Annotated in this window: 20 protein-coding genes and 1 tRNA gene; 8 read left to right on the forward strand and 13 right to left on the reverse strand. The window is 65.5% G+C overall.

The window, feature by feature from the left end:
* Positions 1-7: 7 nt before the first annotated feature.
* Genes GTP90_RS03880 through GTP90_RS03890 form a run of 3 tightly spaced genes read right to left on the reverse strand, consistent with a single transcriptional unit; the run spans position 8 to position 2,360 of the window.
* Positions 8-790 (reverse strand): LytR/AlgR family response regulator transcription factor, encoded by a 783-nt coding sequence (locus GTP90_RS03880; protein ID WP_161082249.1) that lies wholly within the window; start codon positions 788-790, stop codon positions 8-10.
* Positions 787-1,824 carry a sensor histidine kinase gene (locus GTP90_RS03885; RefSeq protein WP_254451717.1) on the reverse strand — a complete coding sequence of 346 codons (1,038 nt, stop codon included), beginning with the start codon at positions 1,822-1,824 and terminating at the stop codon, positions 787-789. Before GTP90_RS03885 ends, GTP90_RS03880 begins: the two co-directional genes overlap by 4 nt.
* Before the next feature lie 41 nt (positions 1,825-1,865).
* Complete coding sequence (locus tag GTP90_RS03890) at positions 1,866-2,360, reverse strand: nuclear transport factor 2 family protein (protein ID WP_161082250.1); 495 nt, start codon at positions 2,358-2,360, stop codon at positions 1,866-1,868.
* A gap of 210 nt (positions 2,361-2,570) precedes the next feature.
* On the opposite strand from GTP90_RS03890, the gene fdnG reads away from it, so the two are divergent.
* The 7 genes from fdnG to GTP90_RS03925 all read left to right on the forward strand — a co-directional run bounded on the left by fdnG (position 2,571) and on the right by GTP90_RS03925 (position 11,779).
* Positions 2,571-5,642 (forward strand): formate dehydrogenase-N subunit alpha, encoded by a 3,072-nt coding sequence (fdnG, locus tag GTP90_RS03895; RefSeq protein ID WP_161082251.1) that lies wholly within the window; start codon positions 2,571-2,573, stop codon positions 5,640-5,642.
* A gap of 19 nt (positions 5,643-5,661) precedes the next feature.
* Entirely contained in the window at positions 5,662-6,576 is a 915-nt protein-coding gene (gene fdxH / locus GTP90_RS03900; RefSeq protein ID WP_161082252.1) for a formate dehydrogenase subunit beta, read from the forward strand.
* Complete coding sequence (locus GTP90_RS03905; protein WP_161082253.1) at positions 6,573-7,226, forward strand: formate dehydrogenase subunit gamma; 654 nt, start codon at positions 6,573-6,575, stop codon at positions 7,224-7,226. Before fdxH ends, GTP90_RS03905 begins: the two co-directional genes overlap by 4 nt.
* Before the next feature lie 70 nt (positions 7,227-7,296).
* Positions 7,297-8,292 (forward strand): formate dehydrogenase accessory protein FdhE, encoded by a 996-nt coding sequence (gene fdhE, locus GTP90_RS03910; RefSeq protein ID WP_161082254.1) that lies wholly within the window; start codon positions 7,297-7,299, stop codon positions 8,290-8,292.
* Positions 8,289-9,779: an L-seryl-tRNA(Sec) selenium transferase gene (gene selA, locus GTP90_RS03915; RefSeq protein WP_254451718.1), complete on the forward strand. Its 1,491-nt coding sequence runs from the start codon at positions 8,289-8,291 to the stop codon at positions 9,777-9,779. The genes fdhE and selA overlap by 4 nt, the downstream gene beginning before the upstream one ends.
* Positions 9,776-11,677 (forward strand): selenocysteine-specific translation elongation factor, encoded by a 1,902-nt coding sequence (gene selB, locus GTP90_RS03920; protein ID WP_161082255.1) that lies wholly within the window; start codon positions 9,776-9,778, stop codon positions 11,675-11,677. Before selA ends, selB begins: the two co-directional genes overlap by 4 nt.
* A 6-nt stretch (positions 11,678-11,683) precedes the next feature.
* A tRNA-Sec gene (locus GTP90_RS03925) sits at positions 11,684-11,779 on the forward strand.
* Here the strand turns inward: GTP90_RS03925 and GTP90_RS03930 are convergent.
* The 3 genes from GTP90_RS03930 to bla all read right to left on the reverse strand — a co-directional run bounded on the left by GTP90_RS03930 (position 11,764) and on the right by bla (position 13,687).
* Positions 11,764-12,027, reverse strand: coding sequence for a HigA family addiction module antitoxin (locus GTP90_RS03930; RefSeq protein WP_161082256.1), 264 nt, complete (start codon positions 12,025-12,027; stop codon positions 11,764-11,766). The two genes, GTP90_RS03925 and GTP90_RS03930, sit on opposite strands and share 16 nt — an antisense overlap.
* Before the next feature lie 119 nt (positions 12,028-12,146).
* Positions 12,147-12,842: an alpha/beta fold hydrolase gene (locus GTP90_RS03935; protein ID WP_161082257.1), complete on the reverse strand. Its 696-nt coding sequence runs from the start codon at positions 12,840-12,842 to the stop codon at positions 12,147-12,149.
* Positions 12,839-13,687: a subclass B3 metallo-beta-lactamase gene (gene bla / locus GTP90_RS03940; RefSeq protein WP_161082258.1), complete on the reverse strand. Its 849-nt coding sequence runs from the start codon at positions 13,685-13,687 to the stop codon at positions 12,839-12,841. Before bla ends, GTP90_RS03935 begins: the two co-directional genes overlap by 4 nt.
* 92 nt (positions 13,688-13,779) lie before the next feature.
* Between bla and GTP90_RS03945 the strand changes: the two genes are divergently transcribed.
* Positions 13,780-15,195 carry a PQQ-dependent sugar dehydrogenase gene (locus GTP90_RS03945; protein WP_161082259.1) on the forward strand — a complete coding sequence of 472 codons (1,416 nt, stop codon included), beginning with the start codon at positions 13,780-13,782 and terminating at the stop codon, positions 15,193-15,195.
* Here GTP90_RS03945 and GTP90_RS03950 read toward each other — a convergent pair.
* The 7 genes from GTP90_RS03950 to GTP90_RS03980 all read right to left on the reverse strand — a co-directional run bounded on the left by GTP90_RS03950 (position 15,180) and on the right by GTP90_RS03980 (position 21,844).
* Complete coding sequence (locus tag GTP90_RS03950) at positions 15,180-15,611, reverse strand: DUF29 domain-containing protein (RefSeq protein ID WP_161082260.1); 432 nt, start codon at positions 15,609-15,611, stop codon at positions 15,180-15,182. The genes GTP90_RS03945 and GTP90_RS03950 overlap by 16 nt on opposite strands.
* Positions 15,612-15,695: 84 nt before the next feature.
* The gene (locus GTP90_RS03955; protein ID WP_161082261.1) at positions 15,696-16,076 is read right to left on the reverse strand and encodes a nuclear transport factor 2 family protein; all 381 of its coding nucleotides are present in this window, start codon (positions 16,074-16,076) and stop codon (positions 15,696-15,698) included.
* A 54-nt stretch (positions 16,077-16,130) separates the two neighbouring features.
* Entirely contained in the window at positions 16,131-17,150 is a 1,020-nt protein-coding gene (locus tag GTP90_RS03960; protein WP_161082262.1) for an AAA family ATPase, read from the reverse strand.
* Positions 17,147-18,502 carry an AMP-binding protein gene (locus GTP90_RS03965; protein ID WP_161082364.1) on the reverse strand — a complete coding sequence of 452 codons (1,356 nt, stop codon included), beginning with the start codon at positions 18,500-18,502 and terminating at the stop codon, positions 17,147-17,149. The genes GTP90_RS03960 and GTP90_RS03965 overlap by 4 nt, the downstream gene beginning before the upstream one ends.
* Positions 18,499-19,086 (reverse strand): hypothetical protein, encoded by a 588-nt coding sequence (locus GTP90_RS03970; protein ID WP_161082263.1) that lies wholly within the window; start codon positions 19,084-19,086, stop codon positions 18,499-18,501. The genes GTP90_RS03965 and GTP90_RS03970 overlap by 4 nt, the downstream gene beginning before the upstream one ends.
* The gene (locus GTP90_RS03975; RefSeq protein WP_161082264.1) at positions 19,083-20,864 is read right to left on the reverse strand and encodes a vWA domain-containing protein; all 1,782 of its coding nucleotides are present in this window, start codon (positions 20,862-20,864) and stop codon (positions 19,083-19,085) included. The genes GTP90_RS03970 and GTP90_RS03975 overlap by 4 nt, the downstream gene beginning before the upstream one ends.
* On the reverse strand, positions 20,861-21,844 hold the full coding sequence (locus GTP90_RS03980) for a hypothetical protein (RefSeq protein WP_161082265.1): 984 nt from the start codon (positions 21,842-21,844) through the stop codon (positions 20,861-20,863). Before GTP90_RS03980 ends, GTP90_RS03975 begins: the two co-directional genes overlap by 4 nt.

Genomic DNA, 21,844 nt, shown 5'->3' on the forward strand with positions numbered 1-21,844 from the left:
TACAGGATCAACCGCATCGGCTTTGGCTGATGTCATGGCTTTTGTGGCGATCAAGCGCCTCCAGCAGCGCCGGCATGTAGGTGCGGCTTGCGCGCAACAGGCTGCCGTCGCGCAGGCGCAGCAAGGCGTCGCGATTGGTCAACGCCCGCAGTTCTTCGACCATGTCGATGCGAACTATCGCCGAACGATGCACGCGTTGAAACCGCAGCGGATCGAGCTGCATGGCCAGCAGATGCAGGGGTTCCCGCACCAGGTGCGTCTTGCCGCCCGCGTGCAGCGTCGCATAGTCGCCGTCCGCCTCGATGCGCTCGACATCGATGGCCCGCACGAGTACCGTGCGCGTCCCCGTTCGTATCGTGAACGTGTGCGTCCAGGGTGCAGGCGCCGGCAAATGGACTTCTTCCTTCTTCCTGTGCCAGGGGAAGGCCCTTTTTGCGCGATCCAAGGCCTCGTCGAAACGATCGTCATCGACTGGCTTGAGCAGATAGTCCAATGCCGCCAGGTCGAATGCCTGCAAGGCGAAGCTGTCGTACGCCGTGACCAGGATCACCATGGGCCGGCTGTCCACAGGCAGCGCGCGCAACGCTTCAAGGCCGCTGCGGCCTGGCATTTCAACATCCATGAAGACGAGGTCCGGTCGCAGCGCGGCCAGCCCCTGGACGGCGGTATCGCCGTCTCCATATTCCGCTACCAGCTCGAAACCGGACCTGTGCGCCAGCCGTGTCTTGAGCGCGAGCCGCGCCAGCGGCTCGTCGTCGATGATCGCGACGGTGATCGGGACCGGCATCATGCCGCCATAGTCCGCAGCGGCAGCGTCAGACGCACGTGGAAGCTGCGCTCACTGCGCCAGTTGGCGTCCAACCGGTGCTCCCCGCCGTACAGGTGGCGCAGCCGCTCGGCCACATTGGCAAGGCCGATACCTGCGCCGCTAGTCGCGGCCGATGTGGGCCGATGTCCATCATTGAGCAGTTCGACCGCCAGGCTGGCGCCAGCACGCTCGACGCGGATATCGAGCCGGCCCGGCGCGGCCAGCGGGGCGATACCGTGACGGATCGCATTCTCGACCAGCGGCTGCAGCAGCAAGTACGGGACCGCCGCGCCAAGGACGTCGGGGCCCGCAGTCATCGTCACCCGCAGGCGCTCGCCGAGCCTTGCCTGTTCGATGCCGAGGTAGGCCTCCATCAGTGCCAGCTCCTCGGCCAGCGCGTGTTCATGGCGGCCGTCATGCACGAGGGTGGCGCGCAAAAAATCCGCCACGCGGCTGATCATGCGATTGGCCTCGCGATTGTCGCCGGCGGCGACAAGGCCCGATATCGCATTCAGCGTATTAAAGAGGAAGTGCGGATTCACCTGCAGTCGCAATGCGCGCAGCTCGGCGTCCCGCGCGTGCGCGAGAGCCTGCGCGAGGCGTAACCGGGTGCGCTGCAGCGACAGGTAGTAGACCGCCACCGCATGCACAGCGCAGAACGCGATCAGCGCCAGCCAGCAACCATCCAGCCCCTGTACCAGGTCGGACCAGCGGTATCCGGCCACCAGCCCGAGCGCGATCGCAAGGCGCTGCCCCGCCAGCGCGTTCGCCACCGACATCGCGTAGCTTGCCGCCAGCAAGATCAGCGCTGTGGCTAGCAACCCGCTCTCGCGGCGCCACAAGAGGCGCTGCAGCCACGCCAATGGCGCGATCCACGCCATGCAAGCGACGAAGTACAACCCGCGGAAGGCGGCGGCGTAACCATGCCCAAGCTCCGGCAGCCCGAGGATCGCCATGGAGGCGGCAACCGGCAGGGCGGCAAGGACGGCGACGAATCGTGGTGCGGGTTCTTTCAAGCTGGGTATCCGGAATAAAGAAAACCACCGATTCTAGCGTGTCAGTCGCCGATCGAGTAAAGCATCGAGCTAATCTTCCAGCCATCCCCGGTCTGCACCATCTGCCAGCTTTCGCTTCCACGGTTGGTGACCTTGCCGTCGTCGAGAAAATCAAAGTTGAAGTAGACCGAGGCCACGGCGCCATTCGTTTCGATGCGTACATCGTAGAAGCGCTCTTCGACCGGCCCGGTGGAAGTCTGGATGTAGTCCGCGAACTTTTTCCAGCTTGAGCGCACCACCTTGGGCGCCGCCGGGTTGTTCGCCTTGATCGATTTCCAGGTTGGGGTGTCGAGTACCGATAGCCAGCTGTCGTGGTCCGGCAGGAACAGGCCACCCAGGGTTTTCCCGTCATGGGCGACGATGGCGGACTGGAATTGCTGGACGACTTGACGGATGGCCGCCACGTCGGCGTCATGTGCGGTGTCGGCCGCGCGCGCGGGCGCGGCGCACCAGGCGGCGATGATGAGGGCAAAAACAAAGGACGGCAGCTTGTGCATAGGGACTCCAATGTGAATAAAAAGTCACGATAAGCGCAGGCGGCGCGCCGGTCGAGCCGAATGCGCCGGACCGTGCGCGGGATGCGGCAAAACGGTGCTGCCCCGCCATCCACTGCCGAAAACACAACATCTGATTCATTTTGTTACGGGGCTTCCATTTTTATAGTGATAGACTTGGTAGGTCTTTTCATATCATGAGAGGCTTACCCCATGAACCAGATGACCAGGCGTCAGTTCCTTCGGGTGACTGGCGCGACCATCGCGGGTTCGAGCATCGCGCTTCTCGGCTTTGCGCCGGCATCGGCCTTGGCCGAAGTCCGGCAGTACAAGCTGGCGCGCAGTACCGAAACCCGCAACACCTGCCCCTACTGCTCCGTAGGATGCGGGATCCTCATGTACGGCTTGGGCGACGGCGCCAAGAACGCCAAGGCCAGCATCATCCACATCGAGGGCGACGCCGACCACCCGGTCAACCGCGGCACGCTATGCCCGAAGGGCGCGAGCCTCGTCGATTTCATCCACTCCGAAAACCGCCTGCTGGTGCCCGAGTACCGCGCACCCGGCGCGACCGAGTGGAGCAAAATCTCCTGGGATGACGCGCTGACCCGCATCGCCAAGTTGATGAAGGCCGATCGCGACGCCAATTTCATCGACAAGACGGCGGACGGAAAGACCGTCAACCGCTGGACCACCACCGGCATGCTGTGCGCGTCGGCGGCGACCAATGAAGTAGGTTATCTGACCCATAAAACCATGCGCAGTCTGGGCATGCTGGCATTCGATAATCAAGCGCGCGTATGACACGGTCCGACGGTGGCAGGTCTTGCCTCGACATTTGGACGTGGTGCGATGACGAATCACTGGGTGGACATCAAGAACGCTGATGTCATCCTGGTCATGGGCGGTAACGCAGCGGAAGCACACCCCTGCGGATTCAAATGGGTCACGGAAGCGAAGGCGCATCGCGGCGCGAAGCTGATCGTGGTCGACCCGCGCTTTACCCGTACCGCTTCGGTGGCGGACTACTACGTCCCTACCCGCACCGGCGCGGACATCGTTTTCCTGGGCGGGATCATCAACTACCTGCTCACGAACGACAAGATCCAGCACGAGTACGTCCGCAATTACACGGACATGCCCTTCATCGTCCGCGAGGACTTCGCCTTCAACGACGGCCTGTATTCGGGCTGGGACGAAAAGGCGGGCAAGTACACGGACAAGAGCAGCTGGAACTACGAGATGGGCGACGACGGCTTCGCCAAGATCGACGCCACGCTCGAGCACCCGCGCTGCGTCTATCAGCTGATGAAGAAGCACTACGCGCGCTACACGCCGGAGATGGTGGAGAAAGCCTGCGGCGTACCGCCCGAGAAGTTCCACAAGGTCGCCGAGATGCTGGCATCGACCGCCGTTCCGGGCCGCGCCGCCACGATCCTGTATGCGCTGGGCTGGACGCAGCACTCCACCGGCGCGGAAACGCTGCGCACCGGCGCCATGGTGCAGCTCCTGCTGGGGAACATCGGCATCGCCGGCGGCGGCATGAACGCACTGCGCGGCCACTCCAACATCCAGGGCCTGACGGACCTGGGACTGCTGACCAATATGCTGCCCGGCTACCTGTCGCTGCCCGGCGAGGCGGAGCAGGATTTCGAGGCCTACGCCGCCAAGCGCGCGCTGAAGCCTCTTCGTCCGAATCAGCTCAGCTACTACAGCAACGCGAAGAAGTTCCTGGTCAGCTTCATGAAGTGCTGGTGGGGCGACGCCGCCACGGAGGAGAACAACTACGCCTTCGACTACCTGCCCAAGCTGGACAAGCCCTACGACATGATGCAGGCCTTCGAGCTTATGCATCAGGGGAAAATGAACGGCTACATCTGCCAGGGCTTCAACATCCTGGCCTCGGCGCCGGACAAGCAGAAGATCACGGAAGCCTTATCCAAGCTGAAGTACCTGGTGGTGATGGACCCTCTCGCGGTGGAGACTGCGGAGTTCTGGCGCCCCTTCGGCGAGTTCCACCAGGTCGATCCGACCAAGATTCAGACCGAGGTGTTCCGCCTGCCGACCACCTGCTTCGCCGAGGAACGCGGCTCGCTGGTGAGCTCCTCGCGCGTGCTGCAATGGCACTGGCAAGGGGCCGACGGTCCGGGGCAGACCAGGAGCGATCTGGAGATCATGTCCGGCATCTTCCTGCGCATCAAAAAGATGTACCAGACCGACGGCGGAAAATTCCCCGACCCTATCGTCAACCTCACCTGGCCTTACGCCAAGCCGTTCAGCCCAACGCCGGAAGAACTGGCGATGGAGTACAACGGCAAGGCGTTGAAGGAGCTCACCGATCCCAAGGACCCGACGAAGGTCATCCTGAAGAAGAACGAGCAGGTGGCAGGCTTCGCGCAATTGCGCGACGACGGCAGCACGGCTTGCGGCTGCTGGATCTTTGCCGGCTGCTGGACCTCGGCCGGCAACCAGATGGGGCGGCGCGACAACTCCGACCCGACCGGCATCGGCCAGACGCTGAACTGGGCCTGGGCCTGGCCGGCCAACCGACGCATCCTTTACAACCGCGCTTCCTGCGACACCAAGGGCAAGCCGTGGGACCCCACGCGCAAGCTGGTGGGATGGAACGGCACCAACTGGGCCGGCGCCGACATCCCCGACTTCAAGGCGGACGAGCCGCCGGAAAACGGCATGGGACCATTCATCATGCTGGCCGAAGGCGTGGCGCGCTTCTTCTCGCGTGACGCCATGGCCGAGGGGCCCTTCCCCGAGCACTACGAGCCGTTCGAAACGCCGGTCGGCCACAACCCGCTGCATCCGGCGAATGCGCGCGCCACCAGCAATCCGGTCGGCCGCATGTTCCCGAACGACCGGGCCAAGTTGGGCAAGGCCGCCGAGTTCCCGCACGTGGCGACCAGCTACCGCCTGACGGAGCATTTCCACTACTGGACCAAGCACGCGCGCCTGAACGCCATTATCCAGCCGGAGCAATTTGTCGAAATCGGCGAAGACCTGGGCAAGGAGATCGGCGTGGCGCACGGGGACCGCGTCAAGGTCAGCTCCAAGCGCGGACACATCGTGGCCAAGGCCGTGGTGACCAAGCGTATCAAGGCGCTCATCATCGACGGCAAGAAGACCCACCAGGTCGGACTGCCGATCCACTTCGGGTTCAAGGGAGTCACCAAACCGGGCTACCTGATCAACACCCTCACGCCGACGGTTGGTGACGGCAATTCACAGACACCGGAATTCAAGTCCTTCCTGGTGAAAGTGGAAAAAGCATGACGGCCCGAGGAGAATGACCATGGCACTACAATCCCTTGATATCAAGCGCATGTCGGCCACCACGGTGCAGGAACCGGTGGCGCGCACGCCCGTCACCGGCACCGTCGCCAAGTTGATCGACGTGTCGAAGTGCATAGGCTGCAAGGCCTGCCAGACCGCCTGCATGGAGTGGAACGACCTGCGCGATGACGTCGGCGAGACCACGGGCGTGTACGACAATCCGATCGACCTGTCGCCGCAATCGTGGACCGTGATGCGCTTCTCGGAACACGAGACCAACGACGGCAACCTCGAATGGCTGATACGCAAAGACGGCTGCATGCACTGCGAGGACCCGGGCTGCCTGAAGGCCTGCCCCTCGCCCGGCGCCATCGTCCAGTACACCAACGGCATCGTCGACTTCCACCAGGAGAACTGCATCGGCTGCGGCTACTGCGTGGCCGGTTGCCCGTTCGATGTGCCGCGCATCTCCAAGAAGGACGACCGCGCCTACAAGTGCACGCTGTGCTCGGACCGCGTGGCGGTGGGCCAGGAACCGGCCTGCGTCAAGACCTGTCCCACCGGCGCCATCGTCTTCGGCACCAAGGAGGACATGAAGGACCATGCGGCGGAGCGCATCGAGGACCTGAAGTCGCGCGGCTACGCCAACGCCGGCTTGTACGATCCGGCCGGCGTGGGCGGCACGCACGTGATGTATGTGCTGCACCACGCGGACCAGCCGGGCCTTTATCACGGCTTGAAGGCCAATCCGAGCATCAGCCCCATGGTCGGACTGTGGAAGGGCCTGACCAAGCCCCTGGCGCTGGCCGGCATCGCGGTCACGGCGCTGGCGGGCTGGTTCCACTACTCGCGCGTCGGGCCGAATGAGGTGAGCAAGGACGAGGAAGCCGAGGCGCTGCATGAAGCCAACCGTATCCGGGAGAGCGAAAAATGAGCACACCTGATCGCGACAAGGACGGCAATCCGCTGATCGAGCGCTATACGCCGAATGAACGCAGCAACCACTGGATCACCGCCATCTGCTTCGTGCTGCTGGCGGTATCCGGGCTGGCGATGTTCCATCCGGCGACCGCGTGGCTGGCCGTGTTCCTGGGCGGCGGCCAGTGGACGCGCATCCTGCATCCGTTCATCGGACTGGTGATGTTCGTCTCGTTCGCGCTGCTGGTGGTGCGCTTCTGGCATCACAACCAGTTCGAGCCGGGCGATAAACAGTGGTTGGATCAAATCGGCGACGTGATTCACAAGCGCGAGGACAAGGTGCCCAAGGTTGGCCGCTACAACGCGGGTCAGAAGCTGTTGTTCTTCGTGCTGATCGTCTGCATGTGCTGCCTTCTGCTGTCGGGCGTGGTGATCTGGCGTGCCTACTTCGCGTTCTACTTCCCCATTGACGTCGTCCGCTTCGCCGCGCTGCTGCACGCTTTCTGCGCGTTCGTGATCATTTGCGTGATCGTGATACACGTCTATGCCGGCCTGTGGGTGAAGGGTTCGATAGGCGCCATGGTGCGCGGCACCGTTACCTACGGGTGGGCGCGGAAGCATCACCAGCGCTGGTTTGAGGAAGTAGCGCGCAAATCACGTGATTGACCCGGCAGTTTAGGATTAGAATAGCCGGAGAGTCGGCGGCTCCGTCGCCGCCGGCACTCTGGGAGACATCTTGGTACAACGCCTGCTTGCCCCCGGCGAGATCGAAGCACTCGATCACAACGCCATTCCACGCCTGCTGCTGCCGCAACCGCGCAGCCTGTTCGCCGCGCGCGCCGCCCGCCTGCGCCAGCTTGCCAAAAATGAAATCAAAGGCATCCCCGTCGGCGAAACGCTGCGCGGCTACCTGCTGCTGATGGCCGCGCTGGTCGACGCGCAAGCCGCCGTGGTGCGGAACTTCCCCTCGGACGCCTTCGCCCTGCCCGACGCCGCCGACATTGACATCTCGCTCGAACACAATATGCCGCCGCTGCCGGTCAGCGGCGCGCGGCCGCCGTCATGGCGTTCCGTGTTCAGCGCCCTGCTCGACCAGCTCGATCCGCTGGCGGACGGCCAGCCGCAGATCGCCTCCGTGCTGGCCGAACTGCGCGGGCTCGATAGCGCGGAACTGGAAGGCTGCGCCGACGCGGTGCTCTCGGAGCTGACCGACAGCGTCAATCCGCTGCACGCGCCCTTCATCGCCGCCGCGCTGCAAATCATGTGGACCATGCGTGCCGGCCAGCTGGATGCGCAGCGCGTGGCGCCGCTGGTGACCAATACGCTGTGCCCCGTGTGCGGCGCGCATCCGGTGGCCAGCGTGATACGCATCGGCGGACAATCGCAAGGCTACCGCTACCTGCAATGCAGCTGCTGCGCCAGCGAGTGGCATATGGTGCGGGTCAAATGCTCGTGCTGTGAACATACCGCGCGCATCGCCTACCAAAGCATCGAGCCGGCCGACGATGCCGCGCCTGGAATCCCAAACAAGGCAAATGACCCGAGCAAGGTGGCGCGCGCCGAAACCTGCGACGACTGCCGCACCTACCGCAAGATCTTCAACCAGGAGCATGACTACAACGTCGAACCACTGGCCGACGACCTGGCCAGCCTGGCGCTGGACCTGCTGGTCGGCGAGGCTGGCTATGCCCGCGCCAGCGGCAATCCCCTGTTGTGGTTCAACGCCGAATGAGCGGCAAGACGGACATCAAGGCCAGCGCCGGCCAGTGCCAGGACGCCGCATCGCCCGCCGGCGCGCCGGCAGCGGCGGGGGCCATCCACCTGCCCGCCGTCCACCTGATCCTGTCGGACGCCGCCTGCGAACCGCTGATCGCCGAATACGGCCGCGTGCAAACGCTGGAGGCGGCCCGCATGCTGCTGGCCGAGCTGCGCGGCATGATGCTGGCCAGCCGCCGCGACGGCATGCCGCCCACCGGCAATACCGGCATCCCCGCCGTGCTGGCGATGCTGGCCACGCGCCTGCGCGACACCAACCGCTCGCCGCTGCGGCCCGTGTTCAACCTGACCGGCACCGTCCTGCACACCAACCTTGGCCGCGCCCTGCTGCCCGACAGCGCGGTGCAAGCCGTCGCCGAAGCGCTGCGCTGGCCGATGAACCTTGAATGGGACATCGACACCGGCAAGCGCGGCGACCGCGACAACCTGATCGAAGACCTGCTGCTGGAACTGACCGGCGCCGAAGCGGCCACCATCGTCAACAACAACGCCGCCGCCGTGCTGCTGATGTTGAACACCATCGCGCAGGGCAAGGAGGTCATTGTCTCGCGCGGGGAGCTGGTGGAAATCGGCGGCGCCTTCCGCATCCCGGACATCATGACCCGCGCCGGCGCCGTGCTGCGCGAAGTGGGCAGTACCAACCGCACGCACCTGAAGGACTACGCCGAAGCAGCCGGCCCGCAGACCGCGCTGATGATGAAGGTCCATTGCAGCAATTACGCCATCACCGGCTTCACCAAGAGCGTCGAGCTGCCGGAGCTGGCGCCGCTGTCGAAGCGGCACGGCATTCCGCTGGCGGTGGACCTGGGCAGCGGCACGCTGGTCGACCTGGAACAATACGGCCTGCCGCACGAAACCACGGTGCGCGAAACCATCGCCGGCGGCGCGGACCTGGTCACCTTCAGCGGCGACAAGCTGCTGGGCGGGCCGCAGTGCGGCATCATCGTCGGCCGCGCCGACCTGATCGCGCAGATCAAGAAGAATCCCCTCAAGCGCGCGCTGCGCGTCGGCAAACTGACGCTGGCCGCGCTGGAACCGGTGCTCGCCCTGTACCGCGCGCCGGACCTGCTGCCCGAACGCCTGACCACACTCAAGCTGCTGACCCGTCCCGCCGCACACATGCGCGAACTGGCGCAGGCGCTGTTGCCGCCATTGCAGGCGGCACTGGGCGCCGCGTACGAAGTGCGCTCGGAACCGATGATGAGCCAGATCGGCAGCGGCGCCCTGCCCGTCGACCAGCTGCCCAGCCACGGCCTGGTGATACGCGCCGCCGCCGCGGGACGTATCAGCAACGCGCTGGGAATACTGGAACAGCGCCTGCGCGCCCTGCCGCTGCCGGTGATCGGCCGCGTGGCGCAGGATGCGCTGTGGCTGGACCTGCGCTGCCTGGACGACCACCAGCGCCAGCGCTTCACCGACCAACTGGCGCAGCTGGCCGTATGATCGTCGGCACGGCAGGTCACATCGACCACGGCAAGACTACGCTCACGCGCGCGCTCACCGGGGTCGATACGGACCGGCTGAAGGAAGAGAAGGCGCGCGGCATATCGATCGAACTCGGTTACGCCTATGCCCCGCTGGACAATGGCGACATCCTCGGCGTCATCGACGTGCCGGGCCACGAAAAATTCATCCGCACCATGGCGGCGGGCGTGACCGGCATCGACGCCGCACTGCTGGTGATCGCCGCCGACGACGGCATCATGCCCCAGACGCTGGAGCACCTGGCCATCCTGCGCCTGCTGGGCGTGCGGCGCGGCGCGGTGGCGCTGACCAAGATAGACCGTGTCGATGCGCCACGCATCGAGCAGGTGGAGCAGGATATCCGCGCCCTGCTGGCGCCAACCGACTTCGCCGAAGCGCAGATCTTCCGCACCAATGCCAGCGCGCCCGACGACGACGGCGTACAGGCCTTGCTGCGGCACCTGGCCAGGATGGCTGCATCGCTGCCGGCCAGCGATGAACGGCGCCTGTTCCGGCTTGGCGTCGACCGCGTGTTTACCTTGTCCGGCCAGGGCACCATCGTCACCGGCACCGCGCTCGCGGGCAGCGTCCGCGTCGGCGAGGTGCTGCAACTGGCGCCGGGCGGACAGCAGGCGCGCGTGCGCGGCATCCACGCGCAGAACCGCAGCGCGGACTCCGGCCACGCCGGCCAGCGGCTGGCGCTCAACCTGCACGGCGTGGCGAAGGAGGAAGTGGAACGCGGCACCTGGGTGGTCGCTCCCGCGCTCGGCGAATGCTCCAGCCGCATCGACGTCGAACTGACGCTGATGCCCGATTGCGGCCAGACGCTCAAGTCATGGTCGCCGCTGCACGTGCACCTGGGCGCAGCACACCACACGGCCAACGTCGTGATGCTGGACTGCGATTTGCTGGCGCCCGGCCAGACCGGCCGCGTGCAGCTGGTGCTCGACGCTCCGGTGCACGCCGTACCGGGCGACCGCTTCGTGATCCGCAATGCGCAGGCCACGGTCACCATCGGCGGCGGCATGGTGCTCGATCCTTTCGGCCCGGTGCGCAAGCGGCGCAGCGCGGTGCGCATGGCGTGGCTGCAGGCGTTGGCCGATTTCGTCTCCAGCGGCGATGTCGCCTCGCTACTGGCGCGCAGCCCTCTCGGCTTGCGCAGGTCGGCGTTGATGCGGCTGTCGCAGCTGCCGGCCGACCGGATCGCGCTGCCGGTGGACACCATTGAAGTGCCGCTGCAAGGTGGCGATGCGCTGCTGCTTGCGGCCGGCGAGGTGCAGGCGCTGGAGGCGCGCATCCTCGGCGGTCTGGCCGACTTCCACGCGCGCGCACCGGACGATGCCGGCCCTGAACTGTGGCGCCTCAAGCGCATCGTCGCGCCGGAGATGGAGGACCGGTTGTGGAGCCGCCTGGTCGAAACGCTGACCGGCGCCGGCCAGGTGAAGCAGCGTGGCCGCAGCCTGCACCTGCCCGGCCACAGCGTCGAACTAAGCGAGAAGGAACAGGCGCAGGCCTCGCCGCTGCTGGCCGCCCTGCTGGAGGGTGCGTTCGATCCGCCGTGGGTACGCGACCTGTCGCGCGATCATGGCATGCTAGAGGCGGAGGTGCGCCGCCTGCTGCTCAAGCTATCGAAGACCGGTGAGATCAGCCAGGTGGTGCCGGACCTGTTCTACCATCCCAAGCGGCTGGCCGAGCTGGCGGCGCTGGTGGCGGCGTTGCCCGAAGTGCAGGCGTCGGCGTTCCGCGACGCGACCGGATTGGGTCGAAAGCGGGCCATACAGATATTGGAGTTCTTCGATCGCGTCGGCTATACTCGGCGCGTGGGCAACATCCACCTGATACGGCCGAACGCGGCGTGGTCGTACAGTGGCGAGTAGTTCCACGGAAGGCATACTCATCCGGTGATGGGGCCGGGCTTCAAACCCGGTGGGGGGCGTCAGACGCTCCCCTGTAGGTTCGACTCCTACTGCCTTCCGCCATTTTCTTTCATGCCCGCATCGTACGCGGCCTGAAGATTCAGCCAGAACTGAACGCTGACTTTGAAATGAGCAGCCAACGCCCGGGCAAGATTCTGCGTTACCGGTCCCGTCTCGGCGATCAGCGCGATAATGTCTGCACTCGGCACATCAAGCACGGCAACCAGCTCTGCCTCCGACAAGCCTACGGGCTTCATAAATTCTTCCCGCAGTATCTCGCCCGGATGGATTTCCTGAAGATATGCGCTCATATCGTTCTCCTGATTCGTGCTGGCGAAGGAACGTATCATGGTCACGGTATCCTATCCGGGAACGTTTTACAAATGAGTTCCCTCGACAATAGAACGGCATCGCAACCAGCGGATTGATCTTACTTAAGCGTCTCCGCGACCATATCGACGGCGGCGGCGAAGGCGACCGGGTCTTCTTCCAGCAACGACCAGAGGCGATTGTGTTCGGCGCCCTGCACGACGTGCAGCCGGCTCGATTGCGCGCGCGTCGCTGCGACGACCAGGCGTTCCGGGATCTCCAACGGAATCGTGGCATCGTGTTCGGCGGCGATCACCAGCAGGCGGCCCTCGAAGCGCGACAGGATATTCCAGGCGTCGCTGTCGGACCAGCTGCGCTCACGCCTTATCACGGCCGAGAATTCGGGGCCGAACGGCACTTCATAAGCCGACGGCGTGTATACGCCAGGGACGATCAGCACCAGCGCATCGACACGATGGCTCTGCGTCATGCGCACCGCGTTGTAGGCGCCCATGCTGGCGCCGACGATCGCCAGCGGCTCCGGCACGCCGCGCGCCGCAACCACCGCCTGCGCCTGGCGCGTGCGGCTGGCCACCGACGATTGCGCCAGCGCGCCGCCGGTGTCGCCGTGGCCGATGCAGTCGAAACAGGTGCTGCCGATGCCGCGCTGCTGCAGCGCGCCGCGCAACAGATGGTGGCCGCGGCGGGTGCTGGCGCCAGCGCCGTGCAGGTACAGTAAGCGATTGCTGTCGGCGCCGACGTATTGGTCGCCCTTCAGCACATGGCCGTCGTAAGCCACATCGAAGTCCACGATCATTTGCCCGCCTCCGACGCCAGACGCAGATTGAGCTTGTCGCGCGCCACCTTGACGTAGGCCTTGCAGCCTTCGCCGCCGTCCAGGAAGGCGTCTGGCTTGCCGCTTTTGCGCTTCTCCCACATGCCGGAGAATTCCGGGTGCACGGCGATGATGATGTCGCACGAGGCCCGTTCCAGCGCCGCGTAGCTTTGTGCGAACTGCTTCACCACCTCCGGGTGCTCGGTGAACTTGTAGCCATCGCTGGAAATCGCATTGATGCTGTCCGCGTAGACGATGCTGGCGCAACGGTCTTGTTCGCACGAGCGCCACGTCCAGCTGGTACCGCCCTCGGTGTGGCCGGGCGTGAACATGGCGGTCACCGCCAGCGGCCCGACCTTGATGGTTTCTCCATCGCGCACCGTGCGCACCTTGCTCACCTTGGCGAACGGCGTGCTGCCGACGAACTGAGGATCATCCTTCGCCATGCTGCCGCGCTTCAGGCCTGCTGCCGTCGGCGGACTGGCCACCACCGTCGCACCGGTCATGCGCTGCAGTTCGGCGATGCCGCCCGCGTGGTCGAAGTGATCGTGCGAGCTTAGTATCAGCTTGATGTCTTGCATGCGGAAGCCCAGCTTGCGGACGCTGGCTGCGATGCGCTGCGGCGAATCGGGATAGCCGCCGTCGAGCAGGATGTGCCCTTGCGGCGACGTCACCAGCACGACACTGAGGCTGCTCACGCCCACGTAGTAGGTGTTGCCATGGATCTGGAATGGTTCGACCGGCTTATTCCAGTCGTCGTCGGAGTTTTGGGCATGCGCAGTGGCGGCCAGGCCGCACAGTACAAGCGACAGACAGGTTTTGATCATGTATGAGAGCGTAGACGGGTGAAATGGCTACCGCATTGTAGTGCACGGTAGAGACTGGCACAATGTCGGTTCGCCACCGAATGGAACCGTCCATGAAACCATCTACCCTGCGCGCCGCCATCGCGGCATCCGTCGCGGCCATCGCCTCGCTGGCCGCCCAGGCAGCCGAACCTGATCTGGCCGCCGCCGAAAAAATCTACCAGGCCAATTGCGCCGTCTGCCATGGCGTCAAGATGGAAGGCGGCTTCGGCCCGTCGCTGGGCGATCACGCCTGGCGGCATGGCGCGCCGACCAAGGCCAACCTCATCAAGGTTATCGGCGAGGGAGTGCCTGACAAGCAGATGCCCAGATGGTCCACTGCCCTGAGCGCCAGCCAGATCGCACTGCTCGCCGACCTGATCGCCGCCAATGGCGCCGGCGCGGCCAAGCCGGCCGTGGCGCTGACGCCCGAGGCCAAGGCGCAGCGCGATGTGCCCGACTTGAGCGGGTTCAAGCTGCCCAAGGGCTTCCACATCAGCGTCTACGCCAACCAGGTCGCCGCCGCGCGCAGCATGGTGGTATCGGACAGCGGCATCGTCTATGTCGGCTCGCGCAAGGCCGGCAAGGTGTACGCGCTGGTGCCGCGCGCCGACAAGCAGACGGCCGATGTCGTCACCGTGGCCGAAGGATTGGAAAACCCGATCGGCGTGACGCTGCTCAACGGCGCGCTGTACGTGGGCGAGATCAGCCGCGTGATCCGCTTCGACAATATCGACAAGCGCTATGCGCAGAAGCCGTCGTACGAAGTGGTCAAGGTCAGCCTGCCCAACGACAAATGGCATGGCGAGAAGGTGATCAAGGCCGGGCCGGACGGCAAGCTGTACATCCCGGTCGGCGCGCCGTGCAATGTGTGCGACGTCGAGGACACCAGAAGCGCGAAAATCTACCGCATGAACGCCGACGGCAGCCAGCTGGAGGAATACGCGCGCGGCGTGCGCAACACGGTGGGCTTTGCTTTCCATCCAGTCACCAAGGTGCTGTGGTTCACCGATAACGGCCGCGACGAGATGGGCGACAACACGCCGTCGTGCGAACTGAACGTAGCGCCCAAGGCGGGCATGCATTTCGGCTTTCCCTACTGCCACGGCGGCGTGGTGCCGGACCCGGCCTTCGCCAAGGGCCGCAGCTGCGAGGAGTTCGAGCCGCCGGTCGCCAAGCTGGGGCCGCACGTGGCGCCGCTGGGCTTGACCTTCTACACCGGTAAGCAGTTCCCCGAGGCGTATCGCAACAACGTCTACATCGCCGAGCACGGCTCGTGGAACCGCACGACCAAGAGTGGCTACAGCGTGCGCCTGATCACGCTGTACAACAGCAAGGTCGTCACCGACACCGCCTTCATCGACGGCTTCCTGCGTGGCGAGGAAGTGGTCGGCCGCCCGGTGGATGTGGCCACGCTGCCGGACGGGTCGATGATCGTGTCGGACGACTACGGCGGCCGAGTGTACCGCGTCACCTACGACGGGAAATAATCGGCCGACAATATCTGCCCGAAGTCCCATTCCCGGGCTTTGGGCAGACCGGTCAAGTTGGCTTCGCGGCCGGCAAGATCGACCGCATCGTCCCAAACTTCCTGATCCCATTCGGGATCTTCCAGCAAACGGCGCAAGCTGGGCATCTGCTTCAGCAGCTTGCCGATCTTGTCGCGCTGGTTGCGGATGGTGTTCTTCCAGCTGGCGCCGCGCCGGTCCGATTGGTACTTCCACTTCAACAGATGAGCCATCAATATCGCCAGCCGGTGCGCCAGTTGATGGCGGTGGCTGATATTCATGTCCTCGATTTCTTCGGCGATGTGGTCGATATCCAGCAAGCCCCATTGCCCGGCGCGCAGCAACGCCACTTGCTCCAGCGCCCATGCCGCCACGTCGTCTTCATATGCCGTTGTCATCGATACGCCCTCCTCTTACGATGAGACCATCGGCAGGCAGAAAAGTTCATGTCAGATTGGCGATGGGGACCGGACCAGCCTCAGTCAGGGTTTGGCGCAGTGCGCCGCGCGCGGAGGGGATTCGACGGAAAATATCACCGAGCTGATTTTCCAGCCATCCCTGGTATTGACCAACTGCCAGGCTTCTTTACCCAAGGCTTCCTTACAGCCCGAATTGTAGAAGTTGTAGTCGAACCAGACCTGGGCAACATCGCCATCGGTATCGATGCGCACGTTCTCGAAGGTCTCTTCGATAGGCGCCTTGTCCCGGGCTACCCAATCAATATATTCTTGAGGATTGGAGTCAGGGAGCAGTTTTTCCAGAGGCGGCGCCTTGGGATCGTTCCTGCTTGCGACCGCGAGCGCGAGGCTCTTGTCGGCAACCACCCCAATCCACGGTATATCCCGCTTGAGGAACAGCTTCATGAAAGTTGGCGCATCCTTTTTAATTATTGCCTTCGACAGGGTGTGGCGTGTCGCTCAGGGCGGGAAATGATCGGCCGATGACAGATGGGCGACGGCGTCGGCCACGCGCCGCTCCAGCGGGCCGCTCAGCAAATGGCAGGAGAGATTGCGGCGGGACAGTTCGTCCTGATACCAGCGGTGCTGCTGCTGGCGGAAGTCCGCGTCGCGGCGGGTACCGTCCTGGATGAAGTCGAAGTCCGGCGCGCACAGGAAGATGTGGTCGTACCGCGCTTCAGCCATCTCCTCCAGCGCGGGATCGGCGCGGCCGAACATCTCGCGCGAATAAAACAGCGTGGTGAGCGGCGATGTATCGCAAACCAGGAAGCGCCGGGCCTGCGGACGTGCTTTCGCCTCGCGCTGCAGTTGAACGCTGCCGATATGGGACATGTCCTCGTAGCGAAGCACGCCGTCCTGGGCTTCCCACAGTTCGCGGCCGTATTCCGGCACCCAGGCTGTTTCAAGCCGTTCGGCCAGGGCGGCCGCCAAGGTGGTCTTGCCGCTGGATTCACCGCCGAGCAGGCACACTTTCTCGACGAAGCTGGCGTACACCGCATCGGACAGAAAATGGCGATGCGCATGCGGATCGCTGCGCACCAAGGTGCCGGACACCGGCACGATGCCCCGCGCCTGGTCCACCATCACATGCCGCACCGTCATCCGCCGCCCGGTGCGCGCGCTGAAGCAGCGGCCCAGCTCCTCGGCAAAGCCATCACCGTAGTCCTCGCTGGTGAAGACCGCTTCCACCGTCGTCCCCAGCTTGTCCAGGCACAGGTTGGCGCAGAAACGGCGGTGTATCAATTCATCGTCGTCGTTGTGCGGCAGGCCGGCATCGATCACCAACACCATCGCATCGGGGAACCGCGCGCGCAGCCACTGCTCGCGTTTGTGCGCTTCGCAGCCTGGCAGCTCCGGCAGCGAATAGCTGATGATGAAGGTGGTATCGCACGCCTCCATGGCACGCCGGATCAGCAGCTCATGGCCCAGGTGCAGCGGACTGAATTTGCCGACCACCAGGCCGGTGCTGAATTGCTTCATGCGTTGGCGCCATCCAGCGCGGAAGTGTATTGAACGGTTTTGTCGTCGGCGGTCAGCACCTCCAGCAGCACGTTGCCGGCGCCGAACAGGAGCTCCAGCGCGGCGCGCGCTTCCGTGCCCAACGCACCCATGGCCTGCGCCAGCCGCAGCACCACGACGCCATCCGCGCGCTGGTGCACGCAGAAGTGCGGTATCGGCAGGTGCTTCAAGGCGTGCGTCACGTCGATGTTGTTGATCCACCTGCCGGATGCGAGATAGCGCACCGGCGAACGGCCAGACAGTCCGACCAGCACCGGCGCATCGGCATGAAACGACAGGGACGCATGGTCGCCGGTCCGGTAGCGCACCAGCGGCAGGCAGAAATTGAAGCCACCCGTCAGCGTGATCTCGCCGCGCTGGCCAGGTGCGACCGGCCTGCCCTCCGGGTCCAGGATCTCGACGTAGAGCTGCGGCTGCAGCAGCACATGGCCGCCCGCGTCCGCGTCGAACACCGCCACCGGGCCGACTTCGTTGAGCGAGTAGATATCCAGCACCGGGCAGACAAAGCGCTGCTCCAGGCGCGCGCGCAGGGCCGGCAGCAAGAGCATCGACACAGACAACAACGCGCGCGGCTTCATCGCCACCGGCAGTTCGAGCAGCGCGGCAAACGAAATCGGATCGCCCGCGACGACTTCCGGCGACAGCGCATCCAGATAGCGCGCGCGGTCGTCGGGATGGCGCCATTCGTCCGGGTACAAATTGATCTTGGCCAGTCCCGACTCGCCCATCGTCGGCGTCACCGACACATAGGTGAAGCAGCGCTGCTGGTGGCCGAGCAGCACCACGCCCACCTGCCCGCTGCCGTGCCGCAGTTCGACACCGAACCGCTTCAAGGCACGCTTGTGAAACGCCAGGTAGCGCGCCGCGACCACCGGATGCGATGCGATCAGCAAGGGATGTCCGGTCGTGCCGGTGGTGCGGAAGTTGATCATGCGGCCGATGTCGGCGGTGTCCGGCACGAAGGGGGTTATGTCGGCGGCGAAGTCGGCGCGGCTCTGCGTCGGCAGGTTTTCGAAGGTCCGGGGCGGCGATCCAAGCTGGCGGTAGTACGGCACCGTATCGAACGTGGTGCGGATAAAGCCGTCCAGCCATTCTGGCTTGCCGCCCGCAGACCAGCCGACCGTGGCCTGCGCGATCCCCGCCTCGAACTGGCGCACCTGTTCCACCTCATGCGCCAGCAGCTTGTTGCCGCTCTGGTTGCGATAGAACGGCGCCGCCGGATGCTCGTACAGGAAATCCAGCATGCGCCTGCCCTCCGGCGTCAACGTGGGGAAGCGTACCTCCTGTTCCGGCAATGGCGTCGATTCGCTCATTCGCGCGACCATTTGTCGGCCGACTCCTCGGCGGCCTTGCGCGCCAGGGCCTCGCGGATCTCGGCGGCGCGCCGCTCGGCCGCGCGGCTCGCTTCGAGCAGGCGCTTGCGTTCCATGCCGCTGATGCCCGACAAGCGATCCGTCGCCTGCGCCTCCGTTTCACCGGCGGGCCGGTAGCCCAACCGCGCCAAAGCCACGCGCACCAGCTCTTCGCGCCGCTCCGGGTCGTGGACGAAGCGATGCGCCGCAGTCGCCTGCGCCAGCTCGCCGAGGACGCCGTCAAGCAGCGCCAGCACCTGCTGCTGCGCCGGGCGCGCGGACAGGAACCAATCATCGGCCAGCAGCCAGACAGCGATCATCACCAGCGCCAACCGGTTGCGGTCGCGCTTCGCGTCCGCGCCAACAAAGCGCTCCAGCGCAGCAGCAGGCGCACGCTGGCCCTGCATGTGCAGCAGGTCGTTGACCAGCGCGGCCACATGCACCGTGCCGGCGATGCCGATGCGCGGCTCGTCGAGAAATTCGGCCGGCGTGTCGGACAGACGATGCGTCAGCGTTTCAAGGGCGGGACCGGGTTGTTCCATCATGCTTTCTTTTTCTGCTGCGGGGACTTGGGCGCGTAGTGCCTGCGGCTGAAGGCCCTCGCGAATTCTACCAAGTCCTCGAACTGCGCGATCGCGTGGATCTCCCATTGCTGGCGCTCCTTCGCCTGGCGCAGTACTTTGTAGGCGTCGCGGCGCCAGTCGTTATCGCCGGAGTGCTCCCAGCCGGTGGGCAGGTTCAGCGCCATGGTGCCACCGGCGTCGCCCACCGCCAGCGCGTGCGCGGCCACGTCCCAGCCGCTGTTGCCCCGCTCGTCCTTCTCGAACATGGTGGTGATGCCGTCGTCGGAGATATGCAGGATGTGGGTGCGGCGTGGCCTCGGGCGCTCGTAGGTGTGCCGCAGATGCGGAATCGGAAAGCAGGTCGCGCCGCCAAAGAATCCCGTCAGCACCTTTAGCACGCTGCTGTCGTCGCGCACAAAGCCCTTGGTGGTCATCACATCGTCCTTGCCGCTCCATAGCGTGACCTGGACGCTGGAGCCTGCGCGCAGCGCGGACAAGGCGATGATGGCGCCGGCCAGCGTCAGGTAGGAGGTCTGCACGCGCGGATTGGGCATCGATCCCGAACTGTCGACATAGAGATCAAGGTCGATGAGCTCGGGCTTGCGCAGCGGCGCGGGCTCGCGCCCGTATGCGCGCTGCACGGTGGTGACGCCGGGGATCGGGCGCGGGCTCTGGATCACGCTTTGCAGCCAGTCGATCTGGTCGAGCGGGTCTCCGATCTGCCACGGCTCCAGCCCTTCCAGCTGCAGCTGGTCGGACTGTGGGGCCGGCGTCTTCGGGAAGGAGATCAGGTGCGGCAAGGCCCGCTCGCGATAGTAGCGCACCGCGATTTCCTCGTCGCTCAACTTGATGCCGGCGGCCTTGAGGATCTCGCCGTACTCGTAGGGCTCGCGCGCCTGGCCGCCCTGGCTGGTGGCCGCAGCGTCCTGCGGTTGTTCGACAACGCCGTCAAGGCCGGAGATGCGGCTGTCATGCACGGGATGCACGGCCGCCTCCATTTCACCCGCTTCGATCTGCTGGCCGCCTGACGGCTCGCAGCCTTCGGCGGCGTCGCGCGTGTCGAACATGCGGCGGAATTCGTCCTCCTGCTTCTGGCTGTCGACCAGGTAAGGCAGCAGCAGCGTGGAGAACTTGCCCGCGCCGTCCATCCAGTCCTTGGCGTAGACGCGGATCAGGCGCGCGCCCAGCCAGGCGTCGGTGTCCATCGCTTCGTCGGCGCCTGCGCCGCCCAGCGCGCCCTTGTGCAGCTGCCACAGATTCTCGTAGATACGCATGTAGAGCAGCCACACCTTGCTGCGCGATGCCGGTTCGGAGGGCGGGCGGCCCGCCTCCAGGATGCGGTAGATGTCGGCCATGCGCAAGCCGGCTTGCCGTTGCAGGCGGTCGTTGATATACAGGTCGGTGTACAGGTTGGCCACCATGGCGGCGTGCTTCTCCAGCGTCGGCAGGGCGCGGCGGATGCGGGCCAGGAGCCGGAACTGGTCGGTGGCGCTGGCCGGGGCCAGCACATGATGGCCGATCTCGTGCGCCAGGATCTCGACCGCGTAGTCGTCCAGGCCCAGTTCCCGCACGGCCTGCATGTCCACCACCACGCTCTGGTCCATCAGCCGTATCATCGCGAAGCTGCCGCTCAGGCCTTCCCTCGCCGCTTCCACGGTGCTAGCGCACAGCCGGGCGTCGCGCAGGCGCGTGAAGCGGCTCCACGCTTCCAGCGCCTGCGGCCAGGCAGCTTGCCATCGCTCGATGAGTGCGGCCGTCATCGCAGCGGCACCAGCAGGATCGCGTGACTGTACGCCGACGTGACGGCGGCCGTGTGCTGGTTGGCCGTTACCGCGAGGCCTTGCGCCGGCAAGGTCAGCTCGATCTGGCGCTGGCCTATCGTCAGCCGCTGGCCGGACAAGCTGCATGCGCCACGTGCGGCGGGCGCCTGCAACTGCTCGTACTCGTCGGGGGTGGCGCCGTGCAGCACGGCGCCGCAGGCATCGGCCACCAGCAGGTTGTAGCGATCGCCGCTGCGCACCCAGAAGCCATCGGCGGCCGGACGCACTTGCGGCGGCATCGCGAAGGCGCCGCCGAAGCCGCTGAAGCTGCCGAACTCGCGCCCTTGCTGCGCGTGCTGCCGTTCGGCTTCATCCGCCGTCCACCAGGGATCGGCCAGCAGCACGGTGCGCAGCGCATTCCAGCTGCCCTGGCTGGCGCCGAAAGCGGCCAGCGCCAGCGCTTCGGGCAAAGCATCGGCGGCCTCGATCGCGCCGGCGCGGAAGTGCGCCATGCCGGCCCGCCACGCGCAGACCTGCCCGACCACGACCAGTTGCTGCCAGTCGCCGACCTGCGGCGCCAGCGCCGCCATCAATGCCAGCCATTGCGCGGGGCGCGCGGCGCCGCTGCGCTCCAGGTGCAGCGCGGCGTTGGTCAGCATGCCGAGCAGCCGCGCCGGCTGCGCCAGCAACAGCGCCGGATAACAGGGCGCCAGTTCTCGCCAGACCTGCACCGCCAGCGGGCCGCCCTGCCCTTGCCCGACCAGCTCCAGCGCGACATCGTAGACCGCCATCGTCACGCCACCGGCGCGGTCGGGCGCGCGCTCAAGCGCCAGCTGGACCAGGCCGTCGACGCAATTTTCCAGCAGTCCGGCGAAGGCGGTAGCGTCGAAGTTGGGATAGCGGCGGCGCGCCTCGGCCGCGCGCCGGTTGAACTCCGGGCGGCCCGAGGCCAGCACTTGAGCAAAGGCGGAAGAAATCAT

Source organism: Duganella vulcania (assembly GCF_009857655.1).
Taxonomy (GTDB): Bacteria; Pseudomonadota; Gammaproteobacteria; order Burkholderiales; family Burkholderiaceae_D; genus Rugamonas; species Rugamonas vulcania.

Excerpts from the sequence above, each read along its gene's own strand:
- GTP90_RS03880 (WP_161082249.1), bottom strand. The coding sequence starts at position 790 with ATGATGCCGGTCCCGATCACCGTCGCGATCATCGACGACGAGCCGCTG.
- GTP90_RS03890 (WP_161082250.1), bottom strand. The coding sequence starts at position 2,360 with ATGCACAAGCTGCCGTCCTTTGTTTTTGCCCTCATCATCGCCGCCTGG.
- fdxH (WP_161082252.1), top strand. The coding sequence starts at position 5,662 with ATGGCACTACAATCCCTTGATATCAAGCGCATGTCGGCCACCACGGTG.
- GTP90_RS03905 (WP_161082253.1), top strand. The coding sequence starts at position 6,573 with ATGAGCACACCTGATCGCGACAAGGACGGCAATCCGCTGATCGAGCGC.
- selA (WP_254451718.1), top strand. The coding sequence starts at position 8,289 with ATGAGCGGCAAGACGGACATCAAGGCCAGCGCCGGCCAGTGCCAGGAC.
- selB (WP_161082255.1), top strand. The coding sequence starts at position 9,776 with ATGATCGTCGGCACGGCAGGTCACATCGACCACGGCAAGACTACGCTC.
- GTP90_RS03930 (WP_161082256.1), bottom strand. The coding sequence starts at position 12,027 with ATGAGCGCATATCTTCAGGAAATCCATCCGGGCGAGATACTGCGGGAA.
- GTP90_RS03935 (WP_161082257.1), bottom strand. The coding sequence starts at position 12,842 with ATGATCGTGGACTTCGATGTGGCTTACGACGGCCATGTGCTGAAGGGC.
- bla (WP_161082258.1), bottom strand. The coding sequence starts at position 13,687 with ATGATCAAAACCTGTCTGTCGCTTGTACTGTGCGGCCTGGCCGCCACT.
- GTP90_RS03945 (WP_161082259.1), top strand. The coding sequence starts at position 13,780 with ATGAAACCATCTACCCTGCGCGCCGCCATCGCGGCATCCGTCGCGGCC.
- GTP90_RS03950 (WP_161082260.1), bottom strand. The coding sequence starts at position 15,611 with ATGACAACGGCATATGAAGACGACGTGGCGGCATGGGCGCTGGAGCAA.
- GTP90_RS03955 (WP_161082261.1), bottom strand. The coding sequence starts at position 16,076 with ATGAAGCTGTTCCTCAAGCGGGATATACCGTGGATTGGGGTGGTTGCC.
- GTP90_RS03960 (WP_161082262.1), bottom strand. The coding sequence starts at position 17,150 with ATGAAGCAATTCAGCACCGGCCTGGTGGTCGGCAAATTCAGTCCGCTG.
- GTP90_RS03965 (WP_161082364.1), bottom strand. The coding sequence starts at position 18,502 with ATGAGCGAATCGACGCCATTGCCGGAACAGGAGGTACGCTTCCCCACG.
- GTP90_RS03970 (WP_161082263.1), bottom strand. The coding sequence starts at position 19,086 with ATGATGGAACAACCCGGTCCCGCCCTTGAAACGCTGACGCATCGTCTG.
- GTP90_RS03975 (WP_161082264.1), bottom strand. The coding sequence starts at position 20,864 with ATGACGGCCGCACTCATCGAGCGATGGCAAGCTGCCTGGCCGCAGGCG.
- GTP90_RS03980 (WP_161082265.1), bottom strand. The coding sequence starts at position 21,844 with ATGATTTCTTCCGCCTTTGCTCAAGTGCTGGCCTCGGGCCGCCCGGAG.